17 protein-coding genes and 3 pseudogenes are annotated in these 26,082 nt (G+C 55.4%); 6 read left to right on the top strand and 14 right to left on the bottom strand.

The features are described 5' to 3' along the window. Positions 1-222 precede the first annotated feature (222 nt). The 3 genes and pseudogenes from ACQZ45_RS19340 (at position 223) to ACQZ45_RS19330 (ending at position 1,660) form a co-directional block, all read left to right on the top strand. Positions 223-522, top strand: coding sequence for a hypothetical protein (locus ACQZ45_RS19340; protein WP_080670375.1), 300 nt, complete (start codon positions 223-225; stop codon positions 520-522). Beyond that, positions 522-952, top strand: a pseudogene (locus ACQZ45_RS19335) (PIN domain-containing protein). The gene ACQZ45_RS19340 and the pseudogene ACQZ45_RS19335 overlap by 1 nt, the downstream one beginning before the upstream one ends. A 393-nt stretch (positions 953-1,345) precedes the next feature. Next, a complete protein-coding gene (locus tag ACQZ45_RS19330; protein WP_421461398.1) occupies positions 1,346-1,660 on the top strand; it encodes a hypothetical protein in 315 nt (104 codons plus the stop codon). 38 nt (positions 1,661-1,698) lie between these two features. Here ACQZ45_RS19330 and ACQZ45_RS19325 read toward each other — a convergent pair whose 3' ends face one another. From ACQZ45_RS19325 to ACQZ45_RS19305, 5 genes and pseudogenes are all read right to left on the bottom strand, one after another. Then, positions 1,699-2,805, bottom strand: a complete 1,107-nt coding sequence (locus ACQZ45_RS19325; RefSeq protein WP_421461396.1) for a Fic family protein — start codon at positions 2,803-2,805, stop codon at positions 1,699-1,701. Positions 2,806-3,397: 592 nt separating this feature from the next. Continuing rightward, on the bottom strand, positions 3,398-3,538 hold the full coding sequence (locus ACQZ45_RS19320) for a hypothetical protein (protein WP_003518781.1): 141 nt from the start codon (positions 3,536-3,538) through the stop codon (positions 3,398-3,400). A 370-nt stretch (positions 3,539-3,908) separates the two neighbouring features. Continuing rightward, positions 3,909-4,679 (bottom strand): 4-hydroxy-2-oxoheptanedioate aldolase, encoded by a 771-nt coding sequence (gene hpaI, locus ACQZ45_RS19315; protein ID WP_025591807.1) that lies wholly within the window; start codon positions 4,677-4,679, stop codon positions 3,909-3,911. Between the two features lie 7 nt (positions 4,680-4,686). Next, positions 4,687-5,469, bottom strand: a complete 783-nt coding sequence (gene hpaH, locus ACQZ45_RS19310) for a 2-oxo-hept-4-ene-1,7-dioate hydratase (RefSeq protein ID WP_421461394.1) — start codon at positions 5,467-5,469, stop codon at positions 4,687-4,689. Between the two features lie 19 nt (positions 5,470-5,488). After that, a pseudogene (locus ACQZ45_RS19305) lies at positions 5,489-6,383 on the bottom strand (intradiol ring-cleavage dioxygenase). 245 nt (positions 6,384-6,628) lie between these two features. On the opposite strand from ACQZ45_RS19305, the gene ACQZ45_RS19300 reads away from it, so the two are divergent. Both ACQZ45_RS19300 and ACQZ45_RS19295 read left to right on the top strand, forming a co-directional pair. Next, positions 6,629-7,363: a GntR family transcriptional regulator gene (locus tag ACQZ45_RS19300; RefSeq protein ID WP_019567163.1), complete on the top strand. Its 735-nt coding sequence runs from the start codon at positions 6,629-6,631 to the stop codon at positions 7,361-7,363. Next, on the top strand, positions 7,360-8,178 hold the full coding sequence (locus tag ACQZ45_RS19295) for a sugar phosphate isomerase/epimerase family protein (RefSeq protein ID WP_112157981.1): 819 nt from the start codon (positions 7,360-7,362) through the stop codon (positions 8,176-8,178). The genes ACQZ45_RS19300 and ACQZ45_RS19295 overlap by 4 nt, the downstream gene beginning before the upstream one ends. Before the next feature lie 2,286 nt (positions 8,179-10,464). Here ACQZ45_RS19295 and ACQZ45_RS19290 read toward each other — a convergent pair. The 3 genes and pseudogenes from ACQZ45_RS19290 to ACQZ45_RS19280 form a co-directional block, all read right to left on the bottom strand. Continuing rightward, positions 10,465-10,868, bottom strand: a pseudogene (locus ACQZ45_RS19290) (PIN domain-containing protein). Beyond that, positions 10,865-11,110, bottom strand: a complete 246-nt coding sequence (locus ACQZ45_RS19285) for a type II toxin-antitoxin system prevent-host-death family antitoxin (protein WP_080671390.1) — start codon at positions 11,108-11,110, stop codon at positions 10,865-10,867. The pseudogene ACQZ45_RS19290 and the gene ACQZ45_RS19285 overlap by 4 nt, the downstream one beginning before the upstream one ends. 145 nt (positions 11,111-11,255) lie before the next feature. Continuing rightward, positions 11,256-12,404 (bottom strand): site-specific integrase, encoded by a 1,149-nt coding sequence (locus ACQZ45_RS19280; protein WP_026331063.1) that lies wholly within the window; start codon positions 12,402-12,404, stop codon positions 11,256-11,258. A 190-nt stretch (positions 12,405-12,594) separates the two neighbouring features. Between ACQZ45_RS19280 and ACQZ45_RS19275 the strand changes: the two genes are divergently transcribed. Next, complete coding sequence (locus ACQZ45_RS19275; RefSeq protein ID WP_448742480.1) at positions 12,595-13,761, top strand: RHE_PE00001 family protein; 1,167 nt, start codon at positions 12,595-12,597, stop codon at positions 13,759-13,761. A 101-nt stretch (positions 13,762-13,862) separates the two neighbouring features. Here ACQZ45_RS19275 and ACQZ45_RS19270 read toward each other — a convergent pair whose 3' ends face one another. From ACQZ45_RS19270 to ACQZ45_RS19245, 6 genes are all read right to left on the bottom strand, one after another. Then, complete coding sequence (locus ACQZ45_RS19270; RefSeq protein WP_448742479.1) at positions 13,863-15,551, bottom strand: response regulator receiver domain; 1,689 nt, start codon at positions 15,549-15,551, stop codon at positions 13,863-13,865. Positions 15,552-15,554: 3 nt separating this feature from the next. Then, positions 15,555-18,518, bottom strand: a complete 2,964-nt coding sequence (locus ACQZ45_RS19265; protein ID WP_448742478.1) for an ATP-binding protein — start codon at positions 18,516-18,518, stop codon at positions 15,555-15,557. Continuing rightward, positions 18,511-19,566 (bottom strand): DNA cytosine methyltransferase, encoded by a 1,056-nt coding sequence (locus ACQZ45_RS19260; RefSeq protein WP_448742477.1) that lies wholly within the window; start codon positions 19,564-19,566, stop codon positions 18,511-18,513. The genes ACQZ45_RS19265 and ACQZ45_RS19260 overlap by 8 nt, the downstream gene beginning before the upstream one ends. Before the next feature lie 417 nt (positions 19,567-19,983). Then, positions 19,984-21,252, bottom strand: a complete 1,269-nt coding sequence (locus ACQZ45_RS19255; protein WP_448742476.1) for an McrC family protein — start codon at positions 21,250-21,252, stop codon at positions 19,984-19,986. Further along, the gene (locus tag ACQZ45_RS19250) at positions 21,239-23,407 is read right to left on the bottom strand and encodes an McrB family protein (RefSeq protein ID WP_448742475.1); all 2,169 of its coding nucleotides are present in this window, start codon (positions 23,405-23,407) and stop codon (positions 21,239-21,241) included. The genes ACQZ45_RS19255 and ACQZ45_RS19250 overlap by 14 nt, the downstream gene beginning before the upstream one ends. 270 nt (positions 23,408-23,677) lie before the next feature. Continuing rightward, the gene (locus ACQZ45_RS19245; protein ID WP_448742474.1) at positions 23,678-26,050 is read right to left on the bottom strand and encodes a hypothetical protein; all 2,373 of its coding nucleotides are present in this window, start codon (positions 26,048-26,050) and stop codon (positions 23,678-23,680) included. Between the last annotated feature and the right edge of the window lie 32 nt (positions 26,051-26,082).

Here is a 26,082-nt window from a genome sequence, read left to right as displayed (position 1 = left end):
ACCGGGCCGGTAATTGCTATGGGCTCAGACCGTGGATCCGCCTACGAAGGAGAAATTCGATGCCACTCGAATGAACAATTGACAAAAATCCTGATGTGAGGGGATACGAAGTGACGACCGCAATATTCTAATCAAACTCTAGCTGCGCCAATATCATTCCTCCTGACGACTTGTCGAAACCTCGATATCCAGCTTTATTACTGGAAATATCTGGAGGATCAGATGGCTAGCTCTCAGACACGCGCAATGCAGAAATATAGAAGCCGCCTGGGCGACCGCGGTCTCGCTCGTTTTGAGGTGCTCGGGCGCGATAGTGATCGCAGCCTGATTAGATCACTTGCGCGCCGATTGGCCGAAGATGGCCCGGAAGCAGCCAATTTACGAGCCTTTGTAAGCGAAACTCTCGCTGGAGAGCCGCCGAAAAAAGGAGGGATTGTCGCGGCACTCCGCCGATCACCACTGGTTGGAGCAAATCTCGACACACCCCGTTCACGCGAAGAAGGTCGCGAGATCGATTTGTAATGCGCTATTTGCTCGACACCAACATTCTCAGCAATATCACGAAACCAGAGCCTTCAGCGTCATTGTTGACATGGATGGCTGAACAATTTGACGATGATTTGTTCATCGCGTCTCTCACTATCGCCGCGATACACCGAGAAATACTCGAGAACCCGGAGGGTAAAAAGCGAACTGCTCTCGAAACTTGGTTGGAGGCAAGGAGGGGCCGCTGTCACTCTTCGCAGGTCGCATCCTTTCGTTTGACGAGAAGGCAGCCCTCGTTTGGGGAGAGCTGATGGCACAAGGAAGGGCAACCGGCCGCCCGCGTAGTGCGCTGGACATGATTGTGGCTGCCATCGCCCAATCCAATAGCTGCGTTGTTGTCACCGATAATGAACGAGATTTTCACGGGATCGAAATCATCAATCCTGTCCGAGGAAACGCAATCTAAAACAATTGCTAGATTTAGCTCTTGAAAGGATCGGAACCAAGGACGCCTTTGTTTTTATTTTCTCATCGCCACAAAATTTCTAGGCACGGGAACGAAACATCAAATGTAACTCGCTTTATCGGTCGATATGAGTGAGCGGTAGCGATGCGGAGATTACGCTTGCTATTCTCTGCATCTGAGCCCGATTATGAGCCATGACCGATATCTGGCAGTCGCCCCTGACCATTTCTAAGGCGGCACGTCAGGCTACGTTACCTGCAATAGATCGATCACGACAGCGTGGTTGGCTGGCTTTCGAACGACCAATTCATAACCGAATTGCGAAGGAGAGCGATTCTGGCGTAGCCATTCGAGCGAAGGCGCCTTGTTAGTGACCACTATGAGCGGTTCGCGTTGATCAGCCTTTGCGACATCAACGATCACCGCCAGGACCTCGTGGTCCGGATTTCCATGTTTGCCGTTCGCCGAGAGCAGATAGATGTCAGCAGGCAGGCGTTCGAAGTAGTTTTCCGTGACATTTCTATCGCTGCCGTGGTGCTAGACCTTGAGAAGGCGAAGGTGGTGGGCGGCACCTGTCGCGACAGCACCGCTCTGTTCGAGGCCGTTGAGAATGTGATCGCCCCGCGCATCTCCGGTGAGAAGGATATTACCGGCCGGCGTCCTTCCGAAAAACCTGATGAGAGCGGAATCGAACAATCGGTTACGTAGATAATGACTTTGGTTGAGTTCACTGGACTAGCGGCAATTTATTTCTGCAATGACAGCGAGTACCGGGTATGCCTACGTTCACCCGTACGCGTCAGTGCGCCAATCTCCACGAGCTGCTGAAGGTCGCGTGTTGCTGTAGCGCGGGAGGTGTCTGTGATCGAAATGTAGTTTTCGGCACTTAGCCCCCGCTTGAAGCCTGCCGTGCCTTCCTTGAAGATGCGCGCGACTACTTTTTCCTGCCGATCGTTTAGCTGGCCCCGAAAACGATGATATAACTTTGCTTTCTGAATGAAGAAATCTATGCGCTCAAGCGTCGCCCGTTGAGCATCCAGGATAGTTTCTGAAAAGAAAATGACCCAGTCGGTGATATCGAGCGTGCGCTGATGCCGCTCAAGCTCTGAGTAATAGGCCTTCCGGTGTTTCTCGATTGTGAAGGCGAGTGAAATGAGGCTTGGCTGCCCTATGTTTTGCGCTAGGGATTTCTCGGCGAGCGCGCGTCCAATTCGGCCGTTGCCATCCTCAAACGGATGTATGCTTTCAAAGTAAAGATGGCCTACTGCGGCACGCGTCAAAGCTTGAAGCGAGCATTGGCCATCTGGCCCTGATTGATTGAACCATGTGATGAAGGTCTCCATCTCAGCGGCAACCCGGCGCGACGGGGGAGCCTCGAAGTGGATGGTGGGCTTGTCCAATCGACCTGACACGATCTGCATGGCGTCGTCATGCGTGCGGTAAGCCCCAACCGTTTCAATATATTTGTTTCCCGCCATCAGCATTGAATGCCAGTGGAACAGTCCCTCATGACGCAGCGGCCCATGCCAACTTCGATAGACATCTGCCATCATCTCGGCGATCCCCCGCTCTTGGGGGCGGATCTGTCTATCATCAGTGTTTAGCCCGAACTGTCGGCGGAGTGACGACTGGACACTCACGCGGTCCAGAAATTCCCCCTCAATCTCTGAGGTCTTGACCGCTTCGTCGCTCAGCAACTCAATGCGAAGTTGGTTGCTGTCGTCCTCGTTCAAATGCCGGACAGCACCGATAACCTCTCCGGCTGATTGCAGGAATTTCTGCTCCAGCGGTACCAGGCTTGCGGTGTCGCACCTGAAGTTTGGCCAATCAGTGTTTCGCCAGTTCCATTCCATGAGTTATAGAATCCCTCTCTATAACTCATAATTATTGCCATAAATGAGTTATTGCAAGCCTATCTATCGCTCAGCACCACAATCGGCAGCTCTCCATTCAAGAGGCAGCGATCGACAGCCAACCACTTGCCCTAAACATATTTTGTTAACGGGCGCTCAAGCGAAGAGCTGCAAAAACGATCCGTTCGTCGACCATGATGGCAGCTGACGGATTATCCGATTCAATAAGTGCGAAGATGGCGTCTCGATCTTATCGCGCAAACGCTGAGCAAGTAAGCTTCACGACTTGCGTGCCACTGCTTCAAGCCGCGCTTACCCGCTACGTTTCTCAAACTGTGCCTCGACTTTACCGTCCGAGACGCCCGGTCGAGAGAAATTAGTTCAGCCCCACCTTGTTACGGGCGGGGCTGGTCAAATAAATGCATGGATAATGGCTTGCGGATAATCTATTGGGCCAGGTGCGTGAGGCGAGGTCTATGCTCGATCTCCTGCTACGCAAATCGCCCCCTACGTTTCGTCGAGGCGGGTTTGAAGAAGGTCCATTCTGCTTCCAAACCAATGTGGATTGAAGCAAGTTGACACCTGTCGGCGCTCAGTTTCCTTTGGCCTCGTTATCTTTCTTAGCCTGATCGTGATGCCACTTGATGGCGTAGTACATGCCAATGCCCAGTACGATAATTTTGAACGGCAAGAAAACTATTGGGAAAAAGTCCACCCATTCCAGGTCAGCCATTTCGAGTACTTCCAGTCTGTTGCTTGGAATTGTCTATGCTTTTGCATAGGACACACCCGAAATGCTCCTTTAACAACTCAATTACAAGATCGACAGGCATGGTCTTTTTGACGCAGCCTCGCCTCCTTTGTGCCGGCTGCTAACGTGATACAGGGCTCCTCAATCAGGAGCGAGACGCCGCCGCGCGCAGGTGCATGCTGTCTATCAGGCTGGATGGAAAGACTGTTGACACCGATACGGTCGGACCGGTCTCGGCCTCGAATGCGAGTTGGCACGCGTTTGGATCGGATGGCCGCATCGCTCTCACATTCCAATCGGTTCACGCCCGTAGGCACAAGTTCGTTGACGACGTGCCCGGAAGCTCGCATGTCTACAACTGTTTCGAGAACCTGGCCGCCAGTGCTTCTGATCCGCGCGCCAGCAATGCGACATCGACACCGACGGCAGTGAACAGCGTTCCCAATTCCATGCAACGTGCCGCGAACTTCTCGTCAGGCGTGAGTATTCCTGCCGGCTTTCCGAGCCGTTTGAGTAATGCGATCGTATTTTCAATCGCCTCGACCACTTCCGGATGGCCTGGTTGTCCCGGATAGCCGAAACTGGCTGCGAGATCCGCCGGGCCGATAAATATCCCGTCCACCCCTTCGACCGATGCCATGGCCTCGATATGAGCAATAGCCTCCCGCGTTTCGACTTGAACGAGAACACAAATCTCCCCCTCCGCCTGCTGGGCATAATTCTTTACCCTGCCGAAACGTGTGGCACGCGTAAGGGCCGAAACGCCTCGAATTCCTTTCGGTGGATAGCGGGTTGCTTCCACCGCGGCTTTCGCTTCGTCTGCATTTTGAACAAAGGGTATTAGAAGAGATTGTACACCAATATCTAGGAATCGCTTGATCAGCACAGGATCGTTGACAGCTGGGCGCACCACCGGGGCGACATCGTAGGCGGCGATCGCCTGCAATTGTGGCAGCACGGTCAGCACGTCGCTGGGGGAATGTTCGGTATCAAACAACAGCCAATCGAAGCCGGCTGGCGCCACGATTTCGGCAGCGTAGCTCCCTGGAAGCCCGCACCAAAGTCCTATCTGGCTTTGCCCGGCCTGCAGTTTTGCTTTAAATTTATTGACTGGAAGATCCATCTCTACCTCACGTAAAAGAGACGCCGATCGAGCCAACTGGCCCATAATCAGCCTGAATGACATCGCCCTTTATGATGTCGACCGGTCTCGTAAATGAGCCCGCAAGGACGATCTGACCTTTTTTCAAGCCGCCGCCGACGGCATGAAGTTTGTTGACAAGCCATGCAACGCCGGCGGCCGGATGACCCATGATCGCGGCTGAAACCCCGGACTCTTCGATAATGCCGTTTTTCGACAGAGTTGCTCCGACCCAGCGTATGTCGATATCAAACGGGCGGATCACCCGCCCACCCACGACGATTGCTCCGAAGGCTGCATTGTCGGCGATTGTGTCGGTAATCGCACGCGGAACTTCGGTTCTGTAATCGATGATCTCGAGCGCAGGCAGAATGAACTCCGTCGCGCGCATGACGTCATAGATACGGGTGCCCGCTCCTTCCAGGTCTTCACCCATTACGAACGCCAACTCGACTTCCAGGCGCGGCTTGATGAACAAATCCGCATTAATTTGCGCGCCATCATTGTAGAGCGCATCATCCAGTATCACCCCATAATCCGGCTCGGTCATCTTGGATGCCATTTGCATGGCGCGAGACGTCAGACCTATTTTGTGACCGACAATCCGCGCGCCGCGCGACACACGCAACTCGGCCCAAAGCGCCTGAATGCGATACGCATCCTCAATTTCGAGCTCGGGATAAGTTTTGCTGGGTTGGACAATGGGAGTGCGCGTGGTTTCGGCCTCCAGGATGGTCCTGGCTGCTGACTGGCGTTGTTCCTCGGTAATCATTATCCGGCTCCAAATAACGTTATTTGATTGGCGGGCGCGGCAAGAGAGCCTCGCCTGCTTCCATGACATAAGTGTAGTCGAGCGAGAACCACGGCGCCTGAATGTCTCCGTTGGTTGGATGCGGTTCGTCGTGGCGAATGAAATCGCCGGTGAGTGCCGCAGTCACGCCAAACTGAACGTCGGATTCGATATTCGGATCGCTCGGATCGAAAACCTGCGAAATCAGCGTCTTGTAGCCCCGCTTGAAGATCAGCGCGTGCAAATGTGCCGGTCGATAAGGATGACGGTCCTGAGCCTTGAGCATGCGTCCGACAACGCCATCGACAGGGATGGGATAACCAACCATCTTGAGTGTCTGGAACCAGAAACGTCCCTCCCCGTCCGTCGTGAATTTGCCGCGCAAGTTCATCTCCGCCTGATCCGGATCCTGGTTCTCATAAAGACCGACAGGGGATGCGTGCCAGACGTCGACTTCGGCACCAGATATCGGATTGCCTTCGCGATCGATTACACGAGCATGGACGAAAAGCGGGGTACCAGGCGTGTAGGACCGGATGATCGTGCCGCCGTTTTCAACTCTCGGAGAATTCAGGGCGCCAAAATGGTCCAAGAAGCGACTGTGAAGTCTCTGTTTGCCCCTTGTCACCGTTATTGAGCAGGCAGACTAGGGACGAAACGCCAAGTGAGCCGGACATGAGGACAAATTCGTTATGACTGTCGGTTTGCATTTGGCCGATCTCGTTGAGAATAGCAGTCGCTTCCCGGAATTCCACCTCGGTCAGCCGCACTTCGCGAACGAAAGCATGGAGATGTTTCACCAGCGCCATCAGGATGTCCCGCATCCTTGGATCAGAGGTCTGGCGCATGGCCGCAATCACGGCGGGCGTTAAGTCTCTTTCAGATTTAATCACCATCGTTACCTCCCAACGCTCGAGTGATACGTAAATAATCGATTATCTGTCAAGCGCTCATCAACGCCCCCAGCGTCAGGATTTGTGAAATTACAAAATTGTGAGATAAATAGCCGATATCGGCGTTTGTTTCTCGATATTCTGAATCGTCCTGTCAAACGATGATGGAAAACTCCAAATTCGTTGACAAGAATAATCGTTTATAATATCGCCCATCAACCAAGCGCGACATTTGCGTGGGAGGTTTTATGAAGCGACAGAGTGCCTCACCCGACGCACCCAGCGAGCAAGCTGGAAATGGTGACTTTGCCGATGACGGCAAGAATACGATTGGAAGCCAACTGGCATTCCGGCTGCGCGAAGCAATTATTTCCGGAGGGCTGGAGGCTGGCAGCAAGATCAATCTCGACAAGGCGCGACAGTCATTCAATGTGAGCCTCAGCCCCTTGCGCGAAGGGCTTGCGCGCTTGATTTCCGACGGGCTGGTAGAGTTTGAAGACAATCGCGGCTACCGGGTCGCGCCAGTATCACTGGCAAATCTGGAAGAGATAACGAGTCTTCGCGAGGAGTTGGAGGTTTTCGCGTTGAAAGAGTCGATTAGGCTCGGTGACGCGGAGTGGGAAAGCAATGTCATGCGCGCGCTTCACAAGCTCAACCGTGCCGACCGGGATGCGAACAAGCCGGAAACTCTCGAATATTGGGAGATGGCGCATCGCGACTTCCATCTAACCCTTATTTCGGGCTGCGGAAAGCCGCTTCTCCTGCATTTCTGCAGGACCCTACTCAATCTAAATGACCGATATCGCAGAAAATTCCTGACCCAGACTTCAGGCGATCGAAATGTCAGCCAGGAGCATAGTGAAATCGCTCAGGGCGCTGTGGCGAGAGACAGCGATTACGCGACTGACAAGCTTCGTCAGCACATCCATCGCACCGGCGCTAACCTGCTTGATCATTTGGCTCGTACCGGAGTTGTGCGATGACCGATGCGGTGAAAGAGTCGCCCGTCGGCATCGCCCATTTCTCTGCGATCCAACTGCCGCCCCAGCAGTTCGTCAGGCATGCTGCAGTCGCAGGCTTCAATTCCGTAGGACTTCGGCTGCATCCCGCTTTCCCTGGGGCACCCTATTACAAGCTGCCGCAGGGCAGCAGGGATGCAATGGAGTTTCGAACTCTACTCGACAGCGAAGGCATCAACGTTTTTGATATCGAGTTTTTCATTATCGGCCCGGATTTTAACGCTGCCCTCATCGAACACATCGTTGCCGCCGCCGCCGATATTGGAGCCAAGCGCCTGTCCGCGTGCGGCGACGATGGCGACTTGCAACGGCTAATCGGCAATTTGACGGAGTTCTGCCAGCTTGCTGCACGATATGGGCTGGCTGTCGACGTTGAGAACATGGGTTGGCGCACTATCAACACCTACAGCAAGGCTGGTGCGCTGGTCACGGCGTCCGGCCAAGACAATGCAGGGGTTTTGGTCGACGCCATTCACTTTTTTCGAAATGGCGGAAACATTGACGAGATCAGAACTGATATCGTACGGCATGTGCAGCTCTGTGACGTAGTGGGGCCAGCACCCAAGCGTCCAGAAAACATGATGACCGAGGCCCGGGCAGGACGGTTGGCGCCAGGTGATGGCATATTGGGGTTGAGCCAATTGCTAAACAAAGTTGCTGGCCATGCCACGATATCGGTAGAGGTGCCATTGGTTGGCGACATCGATCCGCTGGTTCATCTGACAACGCTCAATATGAAGTCCCGGAAAATTCTTCAGCGGGTAGCTGAACAGTTTTAAAGAAGCCTTTGTCGGGCTCCCCCTGCCCCGCTCAGGGGCGCCGTTAATGGGGCTGTGCGGCACGAAAGTTTCTGTAGCGAGCCACAGGGCCCTGTGGCTCGCCGTACGATCGCCACGACAGATCACCAGTATTTGTTTTGGTTCAGGGTTTGGGCAATCGAACTAAGCGGCCATTGGGTGGGAAATTAAATGAACAACGGAACCAGGTTTGTGGCCTGAAGAATATGGTTGTCGCAGCCTGTTCGCCCCCTCGCCGTACTCATGTCGAGTTTGCCTCGGCGATCAGATTTCATAGTTTCCGCCCCCACGCGCGCTGTTGGTGGCCTTGGGTCGAGGGATCGAGCAGCAGAAGTTATCCTCACACTGAAGTGCACATTCTGTTACAGCATAGTCCAATCCGTCTGTTGCAGCAGCTTACGGGCTCGGATGTAAATGCATTAGGAATGCCGGTTGTCCACGTCCCTACCCTGGTCAAGTGGATATTGTCGCTTGGTGTAGGTCGTCGGGGTTGCGGTGACGGTTTTGCATGAGATCAACCTGCCCCCTGCCCCCTGCCCCGGTGTCGGTATGACTGTTGACCGTTGAAGTTGATGCAGGACTGCAAACCTTGTCAGCTGACAAGGTTTTCGATAGCGAGCGTCGTAAACCGCTGACGCTGGTAGCTGGGCGAACTTTAGCGGTCGCGACAACTGATGATCTGGTATCTGGGCTTCCTCAAGAGATGAGCTGATCCGTAGCCAGAGCCGCGTCTCCAAAACCTTGTCAGCTGACAAGGTTTTCCGATTGGGCCTGGGACGTCAACTGTCGCAAAACCATTGATGATGCGCTCACGCCTACGCCTACGCTGCTTGTACCGTACGGATAAATTCTGCCCGTTCACAGATATCAGCGGACAAAAAGTCGCCTCTTGTCGGGTCAGCCCTTCTGGCTGCGGCTTCGAGCCGGCTTTGCGGTTCAGGGCGCAGGAAAGCCTTTGTCACCCGTCCCGGCCCCAGGGAGCGAGCCTAGCATGATATTAAACCAGTTTTGACCCGGGCAAAATTGTTAAAGGCCGGGCACCGGGGTTTAGCCGAGGAAAACGTCCGAGGAAGTCTAGCCTTTTCCGGAGCCGTCGACACCGCGTTGATTGGCTCCTGGCGCTTCTCTTGAAAAGGCTGCATTTTTCTCAGGTTGATGCGGCTTTTGCCGCCATGAAAGCGACTTGCGTACGCTCAACAATCAGCTTTGGCGCCAACTACGCGACGGCGCAAAAGAACGGTCGAAAAAACAAATTTGTTTAGCGAACGTATCGATCGGATTGCCGAGGGACCGAAAAAGGACGCCGCGCTTCGACGATCTGTGCCGTTTGAAAGACTTATTGGCCAGCCAAGGGAGCTCATCAGAATATCCCAAGCACATGGCAAGTGAGGAAATTGACTACCAGAACCACCAGAACGATCGAATCCTCGCTGCGCCCATTATTTGCTTTCGAAATATTCCCCTTGGTAGCGGGGCATCTGCAGCGGAAATACCTACTAAAATTGGAATGGGGAGAACTTCAGAAAGCCTGCTTATCTGGAGGGACAGCAGAGAGATTTCTGCCTGTCGGCAGAGGAGGGCGGTCACGAGGGTAGAGACCGTTTGTAGGATCCCGCTGCTGATTTTTTCCAGGCGGCGAATTTTCCTGAAGATAGCAGGTTCTTTTCGCTGTTCTTAAATGGAATTGGGTAGAAGCGGTCACAGATCTGATCGAAACTCGAAATGAGCAGCGCAAAGCCGGCCTTCCGTTGCCCTTTCGTCCACGAAGAAAATATCCCCTTGGGCGGTCGATCATCTCAAATACTGCAGGCTGTGCTGGACTAAGGTGCTGTCAGAGACCGATGATATACCTGCCTGCGCGCCAAAATCCTCGCGCAATGCATCGTCGATGACGGCCTCCAACGCATAAGTGATAGCTTAGCTCTATCGTCGAGAAACGCGAGAGATCGCTTCAACAGCCTATGCTCCGGCCAAAGGACAGGCCAGAGGATCCGAACGCCATATCGGACGCCGATTTCTTCAAAAATGTTTATGCGGCTGAATAATTTGACGCTGCTGCTCTTATGCTCGGCGCACATCGTGGGCCAACCCAAGGAACGAGCCTTGCTTGCCTTTCACAATTCGCGAGTGTTCATTCACGTGATGGATGACTTCATGCAGCCAGATAAGGGGCGTGTGGTCAGCAATAAGAAGATTACGGCGTGATTCCTGAGCATTTTGTAGGAGAGCGTTCAGTCCAGCCCTTTCAATCGAAAAGCAACGGCCAGATCAGTCCACCCACTGATTACTGATTTTTATTCCGAAGCCTTCTAAATCCTTGATGTTGCGCGTCGCAAGGGTCAATGGGTGAGTGACGGCTGTAGCAACCATCGAGCCGAGCCGGCGACCATTTCGCTTGGCAAGGGCCATCAGATAGGCCCAGGCAAAGGCGGCATGACCTGCCACCGGAATAATCCTGTTTTCTTAAGCGTTGAGGCAGATCATGCGTGAGCCGTTCGTCCAAGGCGCCAGCCGCTATCCATCAGCGCGACACCGCGGCGAATTTCAGCAATAGAGACGATGCTGATTAAGGTTCGATCCACGTCCAGCCCGTGAAGGCACTTCAGACATCCTTCATCAGGGCGAGGCTTTGTAACTTTCGACAGAACATTCGTATCGAGTAGAAGTCTCACAAGGACAGGCCACGGGGCTCGTCGTGTTGTCTCTCAGTATCCAAGTCGGCGCCGTATAGGGGCGATGCCGACAGAAATTCCGCAGGCGATCCCCTGCGAGTAATTTTCTTCAGCCACTCTTCTGCAGAAACAACAACCACGCTCGGTTTTCCATTGCGGGTAATCGTCTGCGGCGCCAACTGGACGCACTCCCTTTGATCGTCTCTGGTGAAGCCTGCCTTGCTTCTGCACGTATCGATCAACGACTTAGGCAGAGGAGGCCATGCCAGCCTGTGGAGAACGTCAGAGAAGCGGGATTTCCGACCTTGCCTAGGTCGTCAGGGAGACCGATTGACTGTGCAACCAGTTCCCACAAGCCGGGGCATCTGATGCTACGCATGAGCGCCACTACAGAATGCGTGCCGCACGCCCGCTTCGCCTTGTGGCGTTGTTATAGTAGCTGGAAGCCTGCTGCATCGACCGATGTCTGGACTGCTCCATCGCCTCGAGAAGGGGAATTCCGCGATTGGCGGCCTCCGTCAAATATCCCGATCGTAGCCCGTGCGCTGAAAATTCCCCACTGTCCAACCCTGCCATCTGTGCGCGCTGCTTGAGGATCGCATTGACCGACTGCGGATCGAGCGCACGCCGCGAGACGGTGCCCCATCGCCCGATTCCCCGAAACACGCTGCCCTTTTCGATCTTTGCGGCCGCCAGCCAGGCGTTCAGCGCCTCGACAGGTCGGCCTGTGAGATAGACGACATCGTCCTGCTCGCCGGTCGTCGTTTTGGTTCGACCAAGATGGATGGCAAGTGAGGGGAGGGGAGGACCGTCGTTCACCTCGATCGGTGGCTCGACTGTCAGCTGCTCGACGCGTAGCCTGGCGATTTCGCTGCGTCGACGGCCGCCGGAAGCAAAGGCGACCATCAGGATTGCCTTGTCGCGTAGATCGCGCAGGCTGTCTGACTCACACGTCGCCAGCAGCTTTGCCAGAACGTCGCCAGTGACGGCCTTTGCGCTCTTGCGCGCACGGGTTCGCGGAACGGCGCGCACGGCCAGACGAATGGCTGACTTAAGAGCAGGGGAGGCGAAGGCACCCGAAAGGCCGCGCCACTTACTCAATGTCGACCAGCTGGCCAGCCGGCGCCGCACCGTGTCAGGCGCGTGCGGGCCAACGGACTTCAGGAAACCCTGACGCCTTAGATTTTTGTCGACATCATCGGGCATGCCGTGGTTGGGGTCACTTGCGCGCTTTTCCGGATCCCACAGATGATGGGCTACGAATTTGAGCAGCAACGCCTCGGGCGCCGGCCAGGGCAGGGACTGTCCGGTGGCAGCGAGACCCCAGGCCTCCAGGTAGGCAAGATCAGACGTCAGGGCCCTTAGCGTATTGTCGCCCATGCCCTGATTAACGAGATGCCGCAGCGTCTCGATGTCATCATCGGTCAACAGCTCGGCAAGCTCGTCGCGGCGTTCGAGCGGCAAAACGGACGCGATGGTATCGAGCTCTTCGGCGCGCCACTCGACGGACGTGTGTGATGTCTTCGTTTTAGGCACGATAGGCTCCAGAATCGCGGGTTTCGGCGGCCGCTGGCACCGTGATTTGCCCCGATTTTCCTCGATTTGCGCCGCGAAATCAACTACCATCGATAAGGGGTACTTATCGATGGTTATAGGCATAGCGCAAAACCGTACCATGTGACGGACTACAAATAGCCACTAGCGTCCGTTTAACAAATCATTTACCATGATTTCAATGCCTTACGATCTCGCCAAATTGCCCATTTCGACGTTGCTGCGGCCAATTTCGGACGCGGCTTCCGCCTTGTCGCGTCTCGACGAGCGCATCGCCCGATCGCGGGTCGGTGAGGGCTTTGTAGAGCGTTCCCATTTCACCGACGCCTGCGCCTCGCTTTGGATCGACGGCGAGCTCGTCCATCTCGAAGATCTCGTCCTGCATGACGCCACCAAAGATATCCGCACGCCGACCCACGAGCTCACCATCGCCCGCGATGTTTTGCGCATGCGCCAACGCATCGTCGCGCAACCACCCGGCTGGGCGCTCTCTACAGAAGGTCTGCGCAGCCTCCGGCAGGCCCGAGCATGGCCGGGTGAGGCGTTGCCTGCAGCATCTTTGGGTGATGATATATCCGTCGTGGTCGACGACAACGCGCTGCCCGACATTGCGAACGGAGCAGGGGAGGGCAACGAGGATGAGGATGCGAGCACGCTTGCGGAAGAATTCGCTGCCATCGACGTGTTGCTCGCCCGCTCGGACGCCGCCATCGAGCAAGCAAAGCGTCCCGGCCAATCGGCGGCCGGCCGCGTCGGTGAAAAAAATCCGATGATCTATGATCTCGACTGGGACGAGGATGCGCGGCTGGAGGACTGGCACGGTGTCGTGCGGCAGGCCGAAAACTTGCCACCGGTGCTGCAGGCGATCATCGCCCTCGATGCCTGGAACGAGTTGTCGGTGCTGCAACATGCGCCGTGGCTCGGCCGGCTGCTAACCGCCTCACTCCTGCGACAGGCCGGCATCATCACCGGCGCTCATCTGGTCGCCATCAATCTCGGTCTGAAAACCATTCCGGTCGATCGGCGTCGTCATCGCGATCGGGAAACGCGACTGCTCGCCATCGCCCATGGTTTGTTGTCGGCTGCAGAGCTCGGCCTCAAAGAGCATGACCGACTGGCGCTGGCGCGCACCATGATGGAACGCAAGCTGAAAGGGCGGCGGACGTCGTCAAAACTGCCGGAGCTGATTGAGCTGGTGATGGCAAAACCGCTGGTGTCGGCCGGGATGGTCGCCAAAGAACTGGGTGTGACGCAGCGCGCGGCGCTGCGGATCGTCGAGGAGCTGGGCTTGAGAGAGATGACGGGGAGGGGGAGGTTTCGGGCGTGGGGTATCCTATGATGCCCCCTACAAATGATTAGTGTTGTGATGCATCGCGCGATAGATGCACGGTGGGTGAGGCCAGTAACTTGCGTTGCCGGTGTAGCACTTTTGGGCAGTAGCTAACCGTACTTCCGGCGAAAAGCCTCAAACTCGTCAAACCCGATCCGACCCATTGTCTGACCAATGTACTGCACCGTTCGGAGCGCCCGACGCCGCTTTACGTCGGCGATCCACACATATTGCTTATGCTTGTCGGATCGTTTGCCTGCTGGCATCGAGGATGCCTCGAACGTCATGATGCCGGTCGGCGACCTGGACGCTGTAACCTTTTCATCTTTTGTCGGCGCGAAAACGATCGATCTCAGCGCTGCATAAGGAGCCTTGTCCGACAGCTTGAGGCACAAGAACTCTCGGCTGTCTTTCGCTGTGGGCTTATGCGGCACAACAAACTCGATCTTTTCCTTCGTCTGCCAGACCGCATCCTCCAGAACGATCTCAAGCTGCGCGAAAAGGAATGGCTGCGGCTTTTTCAATCTGACGGAATCACAGGATGCCTGGACGCAAAGGACGTAGTTGCCGTCCGCATCCCTGATGATGGAACCTAGAGAAAGCAACGGTTCATGGTGTCGATAGCCGGAAACCGCGTCAGCAGCCAGGCAAGTCAGGGCCGCGAACTTAAGCATATCCCTTCTGCTGGCCTTGCTGTCGGAGAAAGGATCCGCCAAAAACTCCTGGAAGAACGATTCTTTGCGACCAAGCGACGCGTTCGCATCGTTGAACTTCCTAATGGTCGGACCGATGCCGTCGATGATCAGGTCCTTGTATTGATCGACTGAAACGGATAGCGCTTTTGGTCCCAAGCCTATTGACACGCCTTCTTCTGGCAGCACCGACGTTATCGCTTTGTCCAGAGCATCCCTGCCTGCGAACTGAGCCGCTATCGAACTGCTGTCGATAGCGTTTTTCAACTCGCTCAGGATGATCTGGGTTGCGTATTCTTCGGCGTCCTCAGCGCTCTGTACAGTGCTCCGATGATGAAAATACGGGCCGTCCATATCCCTGCTGAATTTGGAAATGACGTGATGGGTCGCCGACCTGATCGAGGCTATCGTAGCGATCGCGACGTTGGTAAGCACGCCGCCGGACAGGTATGAAAACTCCTTCTGAAGCCGAGCCGGTAGTTCTGATTCGTCAGCAGCGAACGCGGCGAGTGTTTTGGGATATGTACCGCCTTTCTTCAGCAGCCAGACAATCCGGAGACCGTCGGTACTAGCTAGAAAGTTTTCCTTGATTACGATCCCCCGCCGATCGACAGTGGCTTTCGGTAGATGCTCCAACACCTTGTTGAGAATTTTCGCCTTATCGGAGACCCCGGTGTAGATGGCAATCAGCCGAAACCGCCCACCGATGGTCTCGTCGCGCGCGACTACCTCGCCTATGATTTCTAATGCCGTCTTGCCCTCGTCGCGGTGCATTTCCCAGTCGACGCATAGTATGTCAGCCTTTTCAGCAGCCTTCGCAACGCGCGCCACCGATCCGTCTTCCGGCTTCGGCTTCAACACCGAGCAAATTAGGCCGAGCGACATCGAAGTCTCGACAAGAACGTCCGCTTTCAGTGGGTGGCTTGGCGATTGCGCTGCCGAGGCAGCAGGCAGAGCTTTAGTGAGATCGATGCGACCGGGTTTCTTCAACGCGGCGGCAGGCCCGGCAGTCTCCAACATCTCCGTGCTGGCTTCGTCATCGACGACGATGAGCGTGTGGGCGAACTGACGTGTGGCTTCCAGCCTGAAGTCGTCGAATGTATCCATGCCCTATTCCTGCCCAGCCCGTGCAATTCGAAAAATAGTTCCGCTGTCCGCAGGATCAAGCCGTAGCTCATAGCCGATCTTCTTCAGCGCTTGGCGCGATATGTATAGTCCCATGCCGCGTCCTCCCGGCTTCCTGGTGAAATTCAAACTGAACACATTCTCGCGGTCGCGAGGACTGATGCCAGGCCCGTTGTCGATCACTAGGAGGTCGTCGACGTCGACGTCGAAGAAAACTTTCTTGGTCCCGGTCCGCTTATCTCGAAGCCAATAGATGGCATTGTCGACCAAGTTCACGAAGACCGGATAGAAGGTCGAGGTATGCCCCTCCCACGAATACGAGTTGAAGGCATCGCTTGCGTTCAACTCGATCGATTCCTGTTCGAGAATGAGTTCGAACAGCTTGCGGACAAAGTCGAGCACGTCCTTGCCGGTGATGCGCGTCGTCTCGCGATTAAACCGAATGTCCATCTCGGTGAAGAGCGTGAGATATCCATTTAGATGCTCGAAGCTTGAGAACATCGAGTGGTAGAGACTTGTGATTTCTGGATTCGCCTTTGCCCAACCTTCTAGCCTCCGGAAACCGTCCCGCAAAGTATGCACAGCCTTATCGAACTCGTGGTTAACTGCGCTAATGGCGAGTCCGATCTGCGCAAGTTCAAGCTCCGACGAGCGGCGGTCCCGAAGCTCCTCAAGTTCCTCCTCGAGCGACTCCGTCAATTCGTCGGCATCAAATCCGTCGCCGTCAATGAAGCGTCTAACCAGATTGATCTGGTTCTGCAGGTCGAGGATGCGGGTGTTTTCCTTCGTGAAAAGAGCAGTGAATTCTCCGACTATCCGTTCGCGTTCCTTGTCCAGATCTTCCGGCTTTGCTGCCGCCACGAAGGATTGGGCCTCGACCAAAAGCCGGTCCAAAGCAAGGTTTACCGTCTTTGTCGCATCGGCGTTGATAGCTTTAGCCTTGGTGTACAGGTCGTTGATCGCCTGATCGCCTTTGGCGCGCGAGGACTTGATCTGCTCTTTCGAGCGATCGGCACTTGATCTAACGTTGCCCATAAACCTGTTGGCTTCATCGACGTGGATGCCGTTGGTCTCAGCCGCGCGGTTGATGATATCGGATATGGAGGCGTTAGCGGTCTGGAAGATCGAGTTTTCCAACCGCTCTCGTTCCGTCTGATAGGCAATCCACTCGTTGTTCATCGCTCGTGTCAGCCCAACTCCGCGCGGCTTCTGGATCTGTAGGCCGGACTGTAGCCCGTAAATGACGTCCTTAGTTTCCTTCTCGACGCGCATCAGCGCCAGCGCCTTGGATGGTCCATCGCGACGACTGTCGACAATATCGGCTACACGAGTAGCGAGACTTTCAAGCTCCGACTTGACCGACAATTCCGGCACGCGATCTTCCAGCGATTGGAAGAATTCGTTCAGCTCTGCCTGCAAAACGCGCTTCTTTGTTGTGGACTGTTTGGCCTTCTTTGCTCTGATCTCGGCGTTCTTCTGAAGGTCCGAACGGCCAACCTCCCACGTGCCTGAATATTTGCCCTCTTCGCGGAAATAGTCAGCAGCGGTCTGTAGGAAGAAGTTCATCAGGATCGAGCGAAATTGTCTGTAAGCCAGGTTTTCGCGGAAGCCCTCGCGGCCCGCTTTCTCAGACAACTCGACGTTTTGCACGCCGTCGAGCTCTATTACGCCCATCAGCCTTCGATACGAATAGTAGTAGTAGGAGGCACTGAGCGTGCGTCGCTTCTCTATGTCAAGAAAGTCGTAGTCGGAATCTCCGTAGGGCTGGACCCGGATGCCATCCTTGTAAATGTAGACACCGCCGTGCTTCTGTAGCTTCCTGGTTAGTCGGACGTATTCTTCTGGCGGCACCAGGCTATCGCGGGCAGCGCCTTGAACTACGGCAAAATCGACTTTGAAAGGCCCACAGCGGGTTGGGCGATTGTCGCCATCTGGCCAATTAAGAACATAGGACTCCGGCGCTGTGTGATAGACCCCGATTTGACCGCGGAACTGCCCAAATTCGTCGAAGGTTCCAGAAATATGGTGGTCGACCTCGCCGAACTCGTCCTTTGTAAAAAAGGCATTCTCGCCAAGGCGTTCTATCGGCGAGCTCTCGTCCACGTAGTCGCGGAACCGAGTCACGATCGGAGGAGCGCGCTCGGCCGTTGTGGTCATGGTGTTCGTAAAGCCAATTAGGTGCTTTTCGAACCTGGTGGCCTTACCCTCGTGGTCGCGCGCATCAATGTCACTCTCGATGAGACTGTCGGCGGGCAAAATATAGAAATGGGTTCCAGAACCGTCTCCGGTGAGCTTAGGTTCGTTAAGGTATGTCTCCATCGTCTGCGGCGACACGGAGAATTCTTCCATTTCGTCGAGAATACGCTGTCGCTGGTTCGACTGCACCCGAGAACCGATCTGCTCAAGAGCGGCACGCGCCTCATTCACCATGCCGCGAACGGTGTCATCGCTGGGAAGGACATCTGCGCTTAGTTCCCTGATCGGTATGACTACCTCGCTGAGGTCTAAACCAGGCAGCTCGAACATGCCCCAATGAATGTAGGCCGCGGTGAGCGTGGGTTGCGCGATGCCTTCTCGTCTGGCGCGCGTGACGATAAGAACCTGTGGGCCGATGACCGCGATGGCGAGCCGACCGATGCCCTTTTCTCCGAGGATAGGGCGAGTCTTCTGATTGGCATCGACTGGCGGCGGCGCAAGTCCGGCGGCACTGTTGACCTTGCTGTCCGTTCCGAGTGTCAGCCACCGCTGCTCGAAGTCGACTCGTGTCATCCCGAGACCGTCGTCGCGGAGGACGAGAAGCTTTTCATCCCGGAAGTAGTCGACCTCGGCACGCTTGGCATAGGCATCGTGCGCATTCTTGAACAGTTCGCTCAGTGCCGTAGGCACGCCGGCGATCTGCTGCCGTCCGAGCATATCGAGAGTTCTTGCACGGACTTTGAAGTTAGCCATTGCTGCGGTCCGTGGTCATTTGGCTCAAGTGGGCAAAGACCGCAGTTCCCATTGCCTCGGCGAGCTTGACCGGAACAGCATTGCCTATCTGTTTTGCCATGGAATTCATGCTTCCGCTGAATTGGAAGCTATCCGGGAAGGTCTGGAGCCGGGCGGCCTCACGCACGCTGATAGCACGATCCTGGGTTGGGTGCCCGTATCTCCCATTGGAAAGACTGATGCAGCGCGTCGAAAGCGCCGCGGCAGGTCGATCTTTGGACATGCGACCATAGACATCCGTGTGTCCAGAATGACCCTCGTGGCAGCGCAAGTTTAGATCGCTAGGCCAGTCCCGGCGGCCGCCATTGACCGGCGTGTTGCGAATCCTAGTCTGGTTCAGTTCCGACAGTTTGGCCGCCCTATGATTTGGAACGGCGTAGTCCTCTTCACCAGCACGGATCGAGGGGAGATCGCCAATCCAGTCCCACACGGTGGCATGGGGCCTTTCTGAGATCACGCCATGGGTCGCTGCAGGCACGCTGATGGGTCCGAGCCTGCTTGCGATAAGAACTAGCCTTCTTCGGACTTGAGGAACCCCATAATCAAGAGACGAGACGACCTTTACGTCGAAGCTGTAGCCGTGGGTCCGCAGCAGATCGAGGAAGCGGCCAAGGGGACCTTCCGTTTGGGCAATTTTCTGGAGGCCGGGCACGTTTTCCAGAAGCACATAGTCTGGGTGAAGTTGCTCCACGAACTTATGGAAATGATCGAGCAGCTCGCGGCGGATGTCGCCATCCTTCTTTTGGGTGACCTGTTTTGTGAAAGGCTGACATGGTGCGCATGCCGCAAACAGGAATTTCCCTTGCATGCCGTCAAGCATCTTTTCCAGCTCCGACGGTTCGAAGCCACGGATGTCGCGCTGCACGAAGGTGGCATCTGGAAAATTCGCGGCATAAGTCTTTCCGGCATCGGTGTCGATATCGATCCCAGCGACAATATTCATGCCAACATTACGCAGCCCAGCACTGGTGCCGCCACAACCGCAGAAGAAATCGACAACATTTATCATCAAGTATTCAGCATTCTAAGTTCTTGTGTCGCGCCGCCGATCAGGATCCGTACGTCGCGACGTTTCGCACAGGCTCTTATTATGGCGGTGAAACGTTATTAATTTTCGCCCTCTTCCCATTCGCATTTGTAGAGATCGATTTGTCAACTGCTCTTGTAGTGATTCGCAATCGGCTAGACCAAGTTTCAAGGAAAAAGGCGATGACCTTCAGGTGCTACTGATCCCCGGTGCACCACATCGGCTCTTGGAAAACGTGCAGCGCCAGACACCACTGACCATCCCCGAATCCTCTGCTCTACGCCTCAAAGATGCATGTTTGTGCAGACCATTTACTGCCTGCTTTAATGACGAGTGTGGGACGTGAGCCTTAGCATTCGAACTTGAGCGTCGCTGCTAAGGGCTGGCCCGAATCCGAAACTAAGCCGTCGATTCCTGGTTACGGTCGCGGTCTATGACGGATAGCCACACGGGTGCTGTCCGCGAATGCAAATCGAATGGCAATACGTGAAGGCGAAGATCCCGGGAAAATTCGAACGGTCCCGGCACTTCGGGAAACTCATCGGTCTCAGGATACATCAAGAACATGTCTCCCGACCCCTGCAAGTACTTCTCACCATACGCGAAGAGCTGGTAGAAATCCGCTTGCGTCAGTCCAAAGTTTGCGCTTCGGTCGCGGTTCAAACGCTTCCATTTCGCATCAATGATCCATCTCCGCGCCTCGTTATGCACCAGCATGTCGGGTTTCAACCGAAACCATTCATCCGCGCCGAGGGAGCAGAGGTGATGTCGGTTCGGTTGCCAAACGGATTTGAAGCTTGTTTTGAGCGAGGCCGACATAGAAGAGAAGACATACCGTTCAAACAGCCTCTCCATTGGAAACAGCATGCTCATTCCTTTCCGGTCGCCGAGCGTCGCGAACGGCAGCCGATGGGTGAGCAGCAGTTCGGCCAGCGCCTTAACGCGTCCATAGTCGGCGAGTTGCCTCCCTCGCTCCCATTTACCAAGGTCGGAGCCGACGTTTCCGCTTTCTGGTACCTCGCCGAGGAGCGCTGACAGTTCTCTGGCTCGGCGCCAATTTTCCGACGAGGACGTATTGCGGGCGATGTGTTCGACGGCGGACCGCAAGATCCGGTTTTCCGGCCGGTCCAGCGAATACTCGTCCAATTGAACACTAAACTGATGAAGTCCGCCGGCCGCGCCGATTTGCCTTGGGACGTCAAGTCGTCCGCGAAGAAACGGCTCTCTTGTCTCAATGGTGGCATAGCCAGAGCGGAGGCCCCGCCTGATCAGGTCCGAAGCTTCGTCGAGGAACGCGCCGGCAAACCACTCGGTCATCGGCATATGGAAGGCCGTGACGTCCGCGTTGCCCGCGCGACGAGGGAACAAATCGAGGCTTTCCGTTATCATCTTGATGAGCAGGCTGCGGATGCTCGTGAGGTCGGACGTCTCTGAGACGTGCTTCGGCAGGATTTCGATCCGCGTGCCGCAGGGTGTTTCGATCACGCCGACATAGTTTTGGAGGCTTATCGTATCGGGCGACGAGATCTGTACAAAGGGTAAATCTTCTTCATTGCCTCGCCCGTACCGCAATAGCCAATCAAACGCACTCGCCGAGATCGACGCGCGGTCCAGGGATGAAGATACCACCCTGGTCGTCAGCCGGGCGAACTCCCTAACGGTCGGCATTCTGTACGCCGATGATTTGTCTATAGGACTCTGGTCGATCATAGGCCGTGGGATTGATCCGCCAGGTTCTATTGATCGCAACCCCTTGTTGTTCGGGCCCAAACAGCGTTGCGGCGTCGTGCGGTCCCTCGATGACGAATTGATCCCGAGGGTCGTTCTTTCGCTGATCATTCAAGACGAGGCGAATTCGCCGCCAATCGTCGAAGAAGTATTCCTTTAAAAGCGGGATGATCCTCCGCGAGAAAAGCTCCTTGAGTTGATCGATGTCGTCTGATGCCTGCAAGTTTAGAAAATAGGCATGTCCCAGGCGGTGATCACGATCCAGAAGCGCCTCGATCCTCGCGTTCATCACCGAAAGCAACTGGGCAAGATCAACGCCTGCGATCTCGACGCCTTCGAGTTGCGTCGTCTGTGGCTCGATTTCCTCGAAAACGAAGCGACGGCGTAGAGCCATATCGATAGACGCAAGCGAGCGATCGGCAGTGTTCATCGTGCCGATGATGTGAAGCCCGACTGGAACGCCGAACGTGGTTTTCGAATAGGGCAGGATCGTCGTTAGCGCTTCTTTGGACCCTAGACGTTTTGACGGTTCGATCAGTGTGATCGTCTCGCCGAGTATTTTTGAGATGTTGCCTCGGTTGATCTCGTCGATGATGAGGACCCTCTTGCGGAGGACGTCACTTTTGGAAGAGAAGCGCTCGAGAAGCCGCTCAACGAGAACCGGGATGATGTTATTGTATCCGTTGACGAGGAACTTCTCGAGCCGGCAATCGGGAATGAGATCGAAGACCTTCTTGTCCCGTATGTCTTGGACGGTGAGCTTGCCATGCCGGACCGCGTCGGCGAGTTCGTCGAGCACCTTCCAAGGAAAAGGCAGTTGCGCGCCGTTAGGCTTGTCGAGCCATAAAATCTCTGGAGTGCATCGGTTGACCACATATCCGCTCGAGAACTGCTCTCCGAGCTTGAAGGGCCGGACGGGCGGTTCACAGAACGACTTCAAGATGCCATCGCGAACAACATAGCGGACAGAGCCTGCCTCCGTCGTTTCCGCTCGCAGGCCTTCTATGAACTCCTCGTAACTGAAGCTTTGATGAAACGTGACGAAGCGGATTGAGCCTTCATCGACAAGTTCGTCGAAACGATCTTTCAGGCCTTTGCGATGCCCCTCCGACCGAACCAGAAAATTCGGGTCTAGTATGGCGACGGCTCGATCGACGACTTGAAAGGTCTTGCCCGTGCCGGGAGGGCCATACAAAATTTGGTTGAGTGGCATGCTCGACGAAATCTCTTCGGCACCCGCGAAGTCGTGGATGCCGACGGAGGTCGGGGTTGACGCATCGGCGATTTCTTTCGCTGGATCCCAGACCTCCTTGACGTCGGGCTGGTAGAAGTCGATCAGTTCTCCTCGGCTCTCCTCCAACTCCTGGCGAACGCGCGCAAGTTCACGATCTTGCTCAATCTTGGTCATCTGGCTGACCGTTGTACGGGGCAGGTTCCCAAGCGTTTCAAGAACCTGCCCGACTTGCCCCGTGCTTGAAAAGCGCTCGAACGTGTCAGGAAAAAGCAAATGCGGCACCATCAGCTTGAGTTGCCGTCTGCCGGCGTCAGGCACTTCATCCAGCCATGTCGCAAAAGCCCACCCATCATTTAGCAAAGACAGCTGCATTTCGGGTGAGAATGACTTGAAGGAAGTCATGGCACGAATAAGGAAGCCCAGTTCACGCGGCCTATGGTTCATAAAGCCCGGGCCGCCGGAGCCGAGGCCCTTCAGGACATCGTCGGAAAGAAGTCGCTCGGCCTGCTCACCTTCGAGCGGCGCTTCCGACCATGCCCATACGTTGCCTATACCTTCGCGCTTCGAGCGGGGGCCCATGTTGTTAGGGAAGAGGTACAGGATCCAGAGGATCTCGGACAGCAATTTGCAGGCGTTCGCAGATGCCCCTTTGAACTGCTCCGTCAACTTCTCGTAAAATCCGCCGACGCCGCTTTCGACAGCCCCGCTAAAGCGTTCGGCGACTTCAACGAGCCCATCATTGGACCAAAGTTGATCAGGTCCGAAAAGCGATCCGTCCTTCTTCAGGCAGCGGTCTCTCCATTCCGTCGCCGCCTCCAAGGTGGTCTCTGAATTTGGATGAAACGGGCTGTAGCGCGACATATCTTCTCCCCAGGTGTCTATTTACACATCCATAGGATGCCTCGGTTAAATATCACTTAGATAGTCTTCATGCGGCCAAAAGCGTCAGCCTTATTTCCAACTCGATAGCCGTCCGTTCGAGGAAGCGCCGACCTTAAACTGCTGATTTTAAGCGAGTTATCTTCATTCCAATAGGAGGGTCGTAGGTTCACATCCGTTCAAGGCGAGACGAGGAGGCTCGGTCCAGATGCAACATGGTATGGGGATCTGAGCCGAGCATCTCATTCGATCTTACGCAGCTTCCCAAACCTGATTGAGAATCTTGGCAGCCAGTGCGGCTTTGTCTTGCGGCAGAAAGCGACCGTAGTGCTGCTGAACGACATCGGGCGTATCCTGAATTGCGTAGCTCGCCTGCTCGTACGATCCGGTCTGCTTCAGAATATGCGTCGCGAGAATGTCCCGCAGGTTATGCGGTCCATGCGGCAGCAGGCCCTTGATGGCACCTCGTCCGGTATAAGGGTTATAAATTCCATAGCGTTGGATGACGGTCCTCCAAGCCTCGTAGAATGTGGTCGAGTTGTAAGCTGCGTCGATGCTGGTGGTCTTCACCGTCTTTACGAACAGGGTTCCGGGATCTTTGGCTCCTCCAAGAAGGACACCACGATGACGGTCGATATAGACATCGAGATATTTGTAGAGATCGAGCAGGTCCGGCAGTACCAGCCGAAATGGTTTCTGTCCGAAGAAGGAGGAGCCAGAGTTTTTGAACGCGACTGATGGAATAAGCACCTCCCAGCCATGGTCGCGATCACTCCAGCGCAGCTCACCACATTTCATGTCCTCAAGCCGCCGTTCAGATGTCGGATAGTGTCCGCGCGGGCAGACGCGTAACTGGCGAAGGTTTTTTTGTCTGAGCCCAAGGTGCAAGCCAAGCCGAAGCAGCAGGAATGATCTGACGGCTTCGGCGGCCGGTCGTGGATATCTGTTCTCGTCCGGCATTCGTTTCACGATCTCGTCCGTGATCTTGCGATATTCCGCTAACGGACTGTCCGCTTCAAGTACACACATAATCGGTTCAAATGGATCGCGATGCACGCGCATCACTCGCTGAATCTCCTTGGAACGGTTCGCAGCATGTCGGTGAAACGCATCACAGGCGCCATGCCAGTCGCGAGCCGCGAAGTCGATCTCTTCCTGCTCAATTAAACCCGCGATGGGCCGGACATTCCGAAGCAGCTCCGGATGCTGCCGGATCCAACCGACGTCTGCGCGGGATAGGGCTTGGGCGACCATCAGCATGTCTTCTTCCCATTTCGTGTAAAAGCCACGTCGTTGTTCCCGCCACTGCAGATACCAGTCCCAGACGCCAGGGAATATGAGAAGGCCAAAGCTCAATTGGCTAAGTGGTACGCCGCAGCCCTTCACGGCACTGCTTGGAGAAGCCGCTAGTGCGCCGAACATCAACCCGAGGTGCTCGATCTTCTGAGAGGCCGTCTCCTCACCCCAGGCGCCGTTTCGTTGGAAACCAATCGCGGTCAGTGTTGAGGTTTTAAAACGGATGAGGTCAGCCATTTCCATCGCAAGCCTTGGCGGCGCGTCGGAAACGCCGGAGAGCAGATCCGGATCATCAAGTTCTGCCGCGACGTTCTGATTAGCGCCGGCTGCAGAGACCAACGATCGAGGGGCAAGGAAGCCGCCGCCATAGGTGACGCCAGGAAAGCGGATGGCATAACGCTGCTTGCTGGCTGCCGCCTGATAGCGGCGATATTCCGTCGAGCCGGAAATTATGACGCGGCGCACCCAATCCAGGATTTCTTCGCGTTTGGAGAACGGCAGACTGCTGAAATCATCCGGAAGATGCGCGGAGATCCTTCGCCGCTCAGCCGGGCTGATGTCACCGAGATCGTGACCATACAATGAGCGTGCCTGGTGCGGCAGTTTCTCTTTGAAATATCCCTCGGGAAGTTGGTAGCGTCGCTCGATGCGGCGCAGCATATCGAAACTCGTTACAGATCGGGGCACTCGCTCGCCCTGGATCCAGGATAGCAGCGTCTTGTTGTCAAAGGTCTCATTCAGATGAACAACGGCGCGATAGAGTTGCCAATAGGTGTCGCCGAACCGCCGCATATGATAGATCAATGCGTCCTGAAAGCTCGCCGGATCTTCTGTCGCTTCAAATAGTCCCTGTGGGAAAGGGCTTATCGGTTTTGGTGCTGGGCCGCTCGATGTTGACATAGACCTGACAAAGGTGCCGCCGGTCGGCGCGCGTTGTGGCTGTCGGGCGGAGCGTGCGGAGCGTGCGGAAGCTGCCTTCTTAGCGGGGGCCATTTTGCCCGAGCTAACTGTTGGCTTTGGCGGTCGTCGTTCTTCGGCCGCTGGTGGTGCGCCGAGCCAGCGGATGATTGCATCCAAGCATGGTCGGAGCTGCTTTTTCAGTTCTGCCGTCAACTCGGCTTCGATCCCACAGGCCTGACCGATCATCGTCCAGTCGATGTGGCCATTCAGAAGCGGGGGCGATTTCCGGTAGATGATCAAACTGGCCAGATAAGGCCGTATATTCTCCAATACCCGCCTGGATGCGATCGGAGCGATACGAAGCTCGCAGAATTCCGAGATTTTTCGCTGAAAATGACGTGATGAAAGGTCGTGTTTGGTCATGCTCATTCCGTTTCTCTCGGCACCAGTACCAAGGGCGA

The organism is Agrobacterium sp. 16-2014-1-2a (genome assembly GCF_053522705.1).
Note: the sequence above shows the minus strand (reverse complement) of the source record. Positions and strands in the feature narration are given on the sequence as shown.